This window comes from Pseudoxanthomonas sp. LjRoot204_2 (assembly GCF_056175765.1).
The window spans coordinates 1-3146 of record NZ_JBGFFG010000389.1 but is presented as its reverse complement, the minus strand read 5'-3'; the positions used below and the strand labels follow the sequence as shown (position 1 = coordinate 3146).

General features: G+C 68.3%; 4 protein-coding genes. 2 read left to right on the top strand and 2 right to left on the bottom strand.

Annotation, left to right across the window (positions count from 1 at the left end; translation table 11 throughout):
- The coding region (locus AC04L7_RS15325) for a glycosyltransferase (RefSeq protein WP_475513333.1) at positions 1 to 603 on the top strand (603 nt) is incomplete at its 5' end.
- On the top strand, positions 587 to 1444 hold the full coding sequence (locus AC04L7_RS15320; protein ID WP_435996916.1) for a glycosyltransferase family 2 protein: 858 nt from the start codon (positions 587 to 589) through the stop codon (positions 1442 to 1444). The genes AC04L7_RS15325 and AC04L7_RS15320, both read left to right, overlap by 17 nt.
- A gap of 7 nt (positions 1445 to 1451) precedes the next feature.
- On the opposite strand, the gene AC04L7_RS15315 is transcribed toward AC04L7_RS15320, so the two are convergent.
- Complete coding sequence (locus AC04L7_RS15315; RefSeq protein ID WP_435996918.1) at positions 1452 to 1844, bottom strand: ACT domain-containing protein; 393 nt, start codon at positions 1842 to 1844, stop codon at positions 1452 to 1454.
- Positions 1841 to 3146 (bottom strand): SLC13 family permease (locus AC04L7_RS15310; protein WP_475513332.1); only part of this gene is annotated, 1306 nt, incomplete at its 5' end. The genes AC04L7_RS15315 and AC04L7_RS15310, both read right to left, overlap by 4 nt.

The window sequence follows — 3146 nt, the reverse complement described above, 5'->3', positions numbered from 1 at the left end:
GACCAGATGCTCGCCGCGTGCGGCGACGCGGACGTGGTGGTGCTCGCGCCCGACGCGCAGCCCTTGCCCGGCTGGCTGCAACAGCTGGCCGCCTGCTTCGCGCGCGACGCCGCCATCGCCACCGCCACCCCCTGGTGCAATGCCGGTGAAGCCGCTGCGTGGCCGCGCCTGGGCGAAGTGAGCCTGYCACCCGCCGATGTCGAACGCACGGCGCACGCCTGTGCCGCGATGTCGCCGCTGCATCCCGAGCTGCCCGCCGCCGTCGCGCACGCCGTCGCGTTGCGCGGCAGTGCGCGCAAGCGGGTCGGCGGACTGGACGCGGCGAGCTATGGCTCGTGGTATGCCGCGCTGGTCGACCTGTCGCTGCGGCTCGCCGGCCTGGGGTGGCGCAACGTGCTGTGCGAGACCGCGTTCGTCGCGCGTGGCGGCGAAGGCGGCCCTGCCGACGGCGACATGGACGCCTTGAATGCACGCTGGCCCACGTTCACGCCCAGGCTGGCGACGTTCCTGATGGAGGATCCGCTGCGCGTACCGCGCGAACGGTTGCATGCGTTGTATACGGAAGCAGGATCGCCGGAGCGCCAGCGTGACCTCTTCGGTTGACGCGTCCGGCATCGCCGCGGTGGTGGTGACGCACGAAAGCGCGTCCAGCATCGACGACTGCCTGATGCGCCTGCGCGTGGCGCATGGCGTGCACGAGATCCGCGTGGTCGACAACGCATCCACCGACGACACGATGGAGATCGTGCAGCGGCATGCCTTGCAAGATGCGCGCGTGCGCTTCATTGCCAATCCTGACAATCCGGGATTCGCGGTGGGATGCAACCAGGGCGCGCGCGATACGCAGGCATGCTGGCTTGCGTTCGTGAACCCCGACCTGATGGTGGAAGCCGACACGCTGGCGCGGTTGCGCGCACACGCGGCCGATGCGGCGACGACCAGGATGCTGGGCGTGGACCTGGTCGACGAGGACGGCGTGCGCGATGCCGCTGCGCGCCGTCGCGATCCGGTCTTCGCCGCCATGTTGCGCTCGCCCGGTGCGGCGTCGCGGTTGGGAGTCGCCGTCGACGAGGCGACCCCATTGCAGCCGGTCGACATCATCTCCGGCGCACTGATGCTGATGCCACGCGCGCTGTTCGACAGGATCGGCGGCTTCGACGAAGGCTACCGCCTGCACGCCGAAGACATGGATCTCTGCCGGCGCGCGCGCGCGGCAGGCGCCCTGGTCGCCGTCGCCAACGACATCCGCGTGCTGCATATCCGCGGCGTGTCGAGTCGCGCCCGCCCGGTATTCGTGGAATGGCACAAGCATCGGGGCCTGTGGCGCTATTTCCGCAAATTCGAGGCCGCGCAACAGGGTCCGGTCACGCAGGTGGGCGTGTTCGCCGCGATCTGGCTGCATTTCGGCGCGGTGCTGGCGCGGATCCTGCTGCGTCGTCGTTGACGCGAAGCTAGTCGCCCGACACGTGGTGTCCGTGCTCGCGCAACGCCTGCAGGGTGATGTCCAGTTGGTGGTCCTGCACGAGCACGTAGTCGGTATCGAACGTGGAGATGGCGAAGATGCCCACGCCGGCAGCCGCCAGGGGATCCAGCACGGCGTTCAGGATACCGGTCATCGCGAAGTCGAAGGGCCCCTGCAGCTTGAACATGCGCCAGCCGCGCTGGCAGCGGACATCGTCGGGTACGCATGCTTCTTCGCAGACCAGCGACAGTTCGTCGTCGGTCCAGCCGGCATGGCGCATGCCGTGAGTGGGCCACCACCCAGGTAGCGTGGCGCCGGCCGGCAGTTGCGCGACGGCGTAGCGGTCGGGCAGCAGCACCAGCGTCAGCGAGGGCGGGTTCACCCGGCGCGTCCGTTCCACCAGAACAGCGCGTTGACGGCCAGCACCACCACCAGGGTATAGATCAGGGACAGCGGGCCGCCGACGCGCCACAGCTGGCGCGAGGTGTAGTTGGCGGGGCCGACGATCATCGAGATCACCGGGTTGGACGCGGTCATCAGGTTGTTCGATGCGGACAGCGCCACGATCAGCGCGAACGCGGTGGGATTGCCGCCCGCCGCCAGTGCCAGGTTGATCGCCATCGGCACCATCACGATGGTCGCACCGACATGGCTGATGACCAGCGAGAACGCGGTCGTGAGCAGCGCGACGGCGATCTCCAGCACCCAGATGGGAATGCCTTCCGGCAACCGTTCCACGGTATGCCCTGCCACCCACGCGGCCGCACCGCTGCTGTCCATCGCCCAGCCGAGCGGAATCAGGCCGGCCATCAGGAACACCGTCTTCCAGTTGATCGCGCCGTAGGCTTCGTCCATGCGCAGCACGCCGGTCAGCAGCATGCCCGCCACGCCGGTCATCAGGGTCAGCGCGACCGGCAGCTTGGAGGTCAACGCGATGATGATGGTGATGGCGAAGATGGTCATCGCGATCTTGAACTTGTGCGGGCGCTGTTCGCCCTTCGGGTAGTCCGTCACCACCACGAAGTCGCGGCTTTCCGCCGCCAGGCCGAGGTCCTGCCAGATGCTGTGGAGCACCAGCATGTCGCCGGCGCGCAGCTTCTCCTCGCGCACGTTCTCGCGGATGACCTTCTTGTCGCGGTTGATCGCCAGCAGGCTGATGCCATTCTGCTTGCGCAGGCGCAGCTCGCGCGCGGTCTTGCCAATGAACTTCGACGTCGGCGGCACCACGGCTTCGGAAATGCCCGCGCGGCTGGGATTGAACAGGTCGCCGAAGTGGCGCAGGCGCGAGGACATGCGCAGGAACTGGTTCTGCGCGAAGTCGCTGATCTCCTGCCGCGCACCCATCACGCCCAGCACGCTGCCCACCCAGATGCGCATGTCCGCCGGCGGGGCAAGCCGGGTGTCGTTGCCGGTCTGCAGCGCCAGCATCAGCGGCGCGTCATGCAGGGCTTCCGCCTCGCCGAGCGACATGCCGACGAGCGGGCTCTCGGCGCTGACGACCAGCTCGAACACGTCGCCTTCGATCCCGTAGGTGTTGGCGAAGTAACTCTCCGTGCGCGCGGGCGTGACCACGCCATCGCTGTCCTGGGTGTCGTCCTTGAGTTTGCGGTCGCCGACGTACCGGAAGTACAGGAGCGACGCGATCACCAGCGTCAGCCCGATCGGCCACGGCGCGAACATGCGC